Annotated in this window: 6 protein-coding genes and 1 tRNA gene; 5 read left to right on the forward strand and 2 right to left on the reverse strand. The window is 37.6% G+C overall.

Features of this window, described 5'->3' with window-relative positions:
- The first annotated feature begins 130 nt into the window (after positions 1-130).
- The 5 genes from ACYQ21_RS14715 to ACYQ21_RS14735 all read left to right on the forward strand — a co-directional run bounded on the left by ACYQ21_RS14715 (position 131) and on the right by ACYQ21_RS14735 (position 2,819).
- Positions 131-487, forward strand: coding sequence for an SFCGS family glycine-rich protein (locus tag ACYQ21_RS14715; protein WP_460059354.1), 357 nt, complete (start codon positions 131-133; stop codon positions 485-487).
- Between the two features lie 4 nt (positions 488-491).
- Complete coding sequence (locus tag ACYQ21_RS14720) at positions 492-854, forward strand: DUF4312 family protein (protein WP_460059356.1); 363 nt, start codon at positions 492-494, stop codon at positions 852-854.
- 43 nt (positions 855-897) lie between these two features.
- The gene (locus ACYQ21_RS14725; RefSeq protein WP_460059357.1) at positions 898-1,680 is read left to right on the forward strand and encodes a DUF4311 domain-containing protein; all 783 of its coding nucleotides are present in this window, start codon (positions 898-900) and stop codon (positions 1,678-1,680) included.
- 41 nt (positions 1,681-1,721) lie between these two features.
- On the forward strand, positions 1,722-2,447 hold the full coding sequence (locus ACYQ21_RS14730) for a DUF4310 family protein (RefSeq protein WP_460059359.1): 726 nt from the start codon (positions 1,722-1,724) through the stop codon (positions 2,445-2,447).
- Positions 2,448-2,746: 299 nt separating this feature from the next.
- Positions 2,747-2,819: transfer RNA gene (locus ACYQ21_RS14735), tRNA-Thr, on the forward strand.
- Positions 2,820-2,900: 81 nt separating this feature from the next.
- On the opposite strand, the gene ACYQ21_RS14740 is transcribed toward ACYQ21_RS14735, so the two are convergent.
- On the reverse strand, positions 2,901-4,034 hold the full coding sequence (locus ACYQ21_RS14740; RefSeq protein WP_460059360.1) for a site-specific integrase: 1,134 nt from the start codon (positions 4,032-4,034) through the stop codon (positions 2,901-2,903).
- A gap of 2 nt (positions 4,035-4,036) precedes the next feature.
- Positions 4,037-4,210, reverse strand: coding sequence for a DUF3173 domain-containing protein (locus ACYQ21_RS14745; RefSeq protein WP_460059362.1), 174 nt, complete (start codon positions 4,208-4,210; stop codon positions 4,037-4,039).
- Positions 4,211-4,393 lie beyond the last annotated feature (183 nt).

The raw sequence follows: 4,393 nt of genomic DNA on the forward strand, positions 1-4,393 counted from the left end.
AAAATCCGTGAGTCCATTCCAGAACTATTATCTCTGAGAAACGGCTCAGTAGTCAAGTGAAAATTAATATCAATTAGGTAAAAATCGTAGTGGTTAATCACTACTAGAATATATTATACGAGGAGATAAAATGGTAAAAGTAGTGATTGCAGACAGATTAGGTAAAGGTCAAAATGTTGCAAAAGGTGTTGAGGCAGCAGGTGGTGTAGCAGTTGTAGTGCCGGGAATGGGAGCAGATATGCGTCTAGGCGATGTCATGAAATCAGAGGATGCAGACTTCGGTATTTCATTTTGTGGGAGTGGTGGCGCAGGGTCAATTACTGCTAAAACAAAATATGGCTATCCAGAAAGACATAGTATGCGCTCAGTTGGTGAGGGTGTGACAGCGATTAATGATGGGATTAAGGCTTTAGGATTTGGATTTATGGATACAGAAGAATTGGGACAAGCTTTAACCGAAGCCTATATCAAGAAATTTGGAGCGTAGACAATTGGAAACCATTACAAGGAGTCAACAGGAAAAAGTTGAAGTATCAGGACAGGGAGCAACCAAGCAAAGTGCCTTTTCAGATGCCATTTCCAAGGTTCAAAGGAAGATAATGGCAGGGCGTGAAGATGTCTTTTTGCAGATTATCCCTATCGGTATTGAAGCGCTTTCTGCGACAAAAGAATCTTATACAGAAAAATTTTGCTTCTTTTTCTTACCAAGAAAAAAAACGAAGTATGCCGTGACATTATTGGTTCATGTGACAATGACTATCGTTGAAATGGATACTGTCAAATTTGTTGAAAATCAGAAAGTCACGACGAAATGTCAAAAAGACATCAAAAAAGTTGACTATAAAAGAACGTGATACTGAGCCTTAGTAGGATGTTCAAATATAAGGAGGAAAGACGTTGGAGATTATAATTGTAATATTTAAATCCGTGATTATCGGTGGACTAATGGGTTTTGCGGCAGCATTGGGTGCTGCAAGAATGTTTCACTCACCTACCGTTCAAGCTCTAGGTGCTTTTAGAACATTGGGCGAAATGAATGCTTGTGAAGGGGATGCAGCCTCTCACTTTTCATTCGGTTTAGGGTTCTTCTTTAATGCATGGGCATCAGCAGTTGGTGCGGGGGCTTATACGCAGGATGTGACTCACCGTATTTTGCCAAACTGGGCAGCGGCAGCTTTACTTTCAAGAAATAAAAACATTTCAGAAACTGTGCATAATCCAAAAAGAATGGCGATTGTTGGTGCGGTTATTGGTGCTGCGATTGTAACTTTCTTAAATGCGACATCATCAGCTATCCCGTCAAGTTTACAAGTCACAGCGGTAGATGTTTTGGTACCAGCCGCAACTTTGCTGATTAGCACTGTGATGCCGATTGTCTTTTGGTTGGCAGCTTTAGATGCAGGCAAAAGAACAGGTTTCTGGGGCACTTTATTCGGTGGACTTGCACAGTTAATCATGGGTAATGCGGTGCCGGGCGTTGTGCTAGGGATTCTTGTTGGTAAAGGTGTTGACGAGCTAGGTTGGAGTAGACTCACTAAAATTCTATTTGCGACGGTCCTTATCTTATTTGTCTTAAGTGCTTTCTTCCGTGGTTTCGATTTGAATCTGATTGAGCAGTTTAAACTTAGTGTGCCAAATTGGTTGCAAAAATTTCACGACCTATTGACAGTGAAACAATAGATAATCAAAGGTTATCCGTAATATAAAAATGGAGGTAAAAAATGGAATCAAAAGAACAATGGGAAATTGAGCAGCGTGAAATAGAGGCTAAAAAGGCGACGAGTTTTTGGTATGCTGATTGGGCTTTTCCGATTATAGTTGGCCTAATGGGTGCAGCAGCCTTTGCAGGAACTCATATGTATGTGACTTATGGTGTTGGTGCTTTTAATGAAGTATCAGTCGTTGCCATGTTAAAAGCTGGTATGGACGGTGAGGGTTATGGCGCAGCGGCAGCTTTTGGCGCAAGTTTCTTGTTTGCACGGATATTGGAAGGGTCATTAGTCGGAATTTTGGACTTAGGTGGTTCTTTGTTGACGGGTGTTGGGATTGGGATTCCAGCGCTATTGATGAGTATGGGGGTTGATGCACCGATTAAGAATTTTCCGTTAGCTCTATTGACTGGTGGTGGAATTGGTCTGCTCATTGGTGCGATTATCATTGCGATTAGGAAATTCACTGTGAATTCTGCTAATAGCACATTTGGTGCAGATATTATGATGGGTGCTGGGAATTCAGCAGGTCGCTTCTTAGGGCCACTGATTATTTTATCAGCAACCGTTGCCTCTATTCCTGTCGGTATTGGTGCGACAATCGGTGCATTAATTTTTTATAAATGGGAGAAACCAATCGCTGGTGGCGCAATTTTAGGTGCGATGGTATTGGGTGCATTCTTCCCAGTTATCCATGAAGATGCCGCGCGTGCGATTGAATTGTTATTACTTGCTTGAAGTTAGATAATCAATTCTTTCTTTGAATATTAAAAGAATAAATAAGTAAAGATAATCAAAAAAGTTATCTTTATTTTTTTGTCAAATTTCTTGTCAAATGACTGATTTTTGGGTAAAATAGAAAAGTAGGTCTTAGAAGTGCTATTCAAAGTCATTCCGCTGAAATAGCTCAGTTGGTAGAGTTCAAAGCACTGCTTTGAATCTGTGGCTAAAGAAATTCGCAGAATCTCCACCGCATGTTGCTCTTTCGTGAATAGCAACGCTTCTAAAAATTATAATCCAGAATATGATTTAATCCCGCTGAAATAGCTCAGTTGGTAGAGCAACGCACTCGTAACGCGTAGGTCGCAGGTTCGATTCCTGTTTCCAGCATAAAAAAAGCTTTACAAGATTGTTGTCTTGTAAGGCTTTTAAGGTATTTTGGGGTTGAATTGTCCCACTGTTTGTCCCACATTACTTTTTCATCACTTCTTTAATCTCTTGAAATTCATTTTCTATTTTTTCATCTAGTATATGACCGTAGACTTTATCCAACATATTTGTATCTCGGTGTCCCAGTACCTTAGCAACAATTTCCTTGCTAATACCTTTATGCAATAGAACACTACCATAAGTATGACGAGCGCCTTTTGTTGTGATAATAGGAGAAATTTTGAGACTGGTTAATAATAGTTTCAATGATTTATTTGCGGTTGCAATATTGGGGACATCAATTTTATAGCTGTAGTGTTGAAAAACTAAATCTTTCTTGTTGACGATACCCAAGAGTTTATTTGTTTTTTCTTGTTGAAATTTAAGCTGTGAAAGTATTAAAAGGGTGTTGTCGTCCACAGGAACGTCTCTAATAGATGTTTCGTTCTTTGGTGGAACAAATTCACCATTACTTGTATTAAACCGTATATGCGTTGATAAGAGGTTGTTTTTGAAATCAACATCAGACCATGATAATGCTATTAATTCAGCATATCGCATGCCAGTTTTGAATAGTAGGTATAGAACGTATGCTACGACTGAGTTTTTATAATCAAACTTTGATTTCAACTCAGAAAGCACGGTGTAATAATCAATTTCTTTATGCAAATATTTATATTCAGCTTTTTGTTGCGTTTTTTGTGAATGTAATTCAACAATGGTAGTGAAATCATCAATCATGACTTTATCAGCAAAAGCAATTTCCAAGGATTTTTGAATTTCCTTATTTAATCTTCGGAGACTATCAGCACCAACTCGTTGACCGTATAGATTCATGATTTTTTGATATTCTGAAGATTTTATTTTTGAAATTTCGATGTTTCCAAAGTACTCAACTATTACATTTTTCTTGTATTTATATTTTGTTATTGTTGATTTACTAGGGTTGTTGGGTATGATTTTTAAGTCTAGCCATTTTTGGAATAAGTCGGGTAATGTAGTATGTTTATCTAGTTTTCCCCCTTTTCTAATTTCAGTTAAAATTGGTTCAGCATTTATTTGTGCCTCTTTCTTAGTCTGGAAACCACTTTTATAAGCGAGAGTTTTAGAACCTTGTCGTATCTCGTATGCCCATAGTTTTTTTGTCCCACGTTGTTTATATCGTACATTTGCCATATTTATAACTCTGTTGCTAAAATTTCAGATACAACACTTTTAGGTACAACCATTAAGCGTTTACGGTTATAGAATGTAAACCCACGTTCAGTGAGTAATCCTCTTGCTTGATGAATGATTTCAGTAGCAGTAGTAGGTTTAAACCCTAAATCAATCAAATCATCTTTTGTAATCATATTTTCGTTATTATTTATCATATATTTACCTGTTTTCTGTTTTATGCTATACTTTAAGTTAGTTAAATTTCTTTAGACCGTTTGCCGACGGACTAATTTTTATCTTTCGGAAATGACCGAGGGAGGATATATTCATCAAGTGCTTGCTTGATGAATTTTTCTTTATCATCATTTTTTTTGATT

This window comes from Pseudolactococcus yaeyamensis (genome assembly GCF_054658615.1).

Coding starts and splice junctions, on each gene's coding strand:
- ACYQ21_RS14715 (WP_460059354.1), top strand. CDS start 131: ATGGTAAAAGTAGTGATTGCAGACAGATTAGGTAAAGGTCAAAATGTT.
- ACYQ21_RS14730 (WP_460059359.1), top strand. CDS start 1,722: ATGGAATCAAAAGAACAATGGGAAATTGAGCAGCGTGAAATAGAGGCT.
- ACYQ21_RS14740 (WP_460059360.1), bottom strand. CDS start 4,034: ATGGCAAATGTACGATATAAACAACGTGGGACAAAAAAACTATGGGCA.
- ACYQ21_RS14745 (WP_460059362.1), bottom strand. CDS start 4,210: ATGATTACAAAAGATGATTTGATTGATTTAGGGTTTAAACCTACTACT.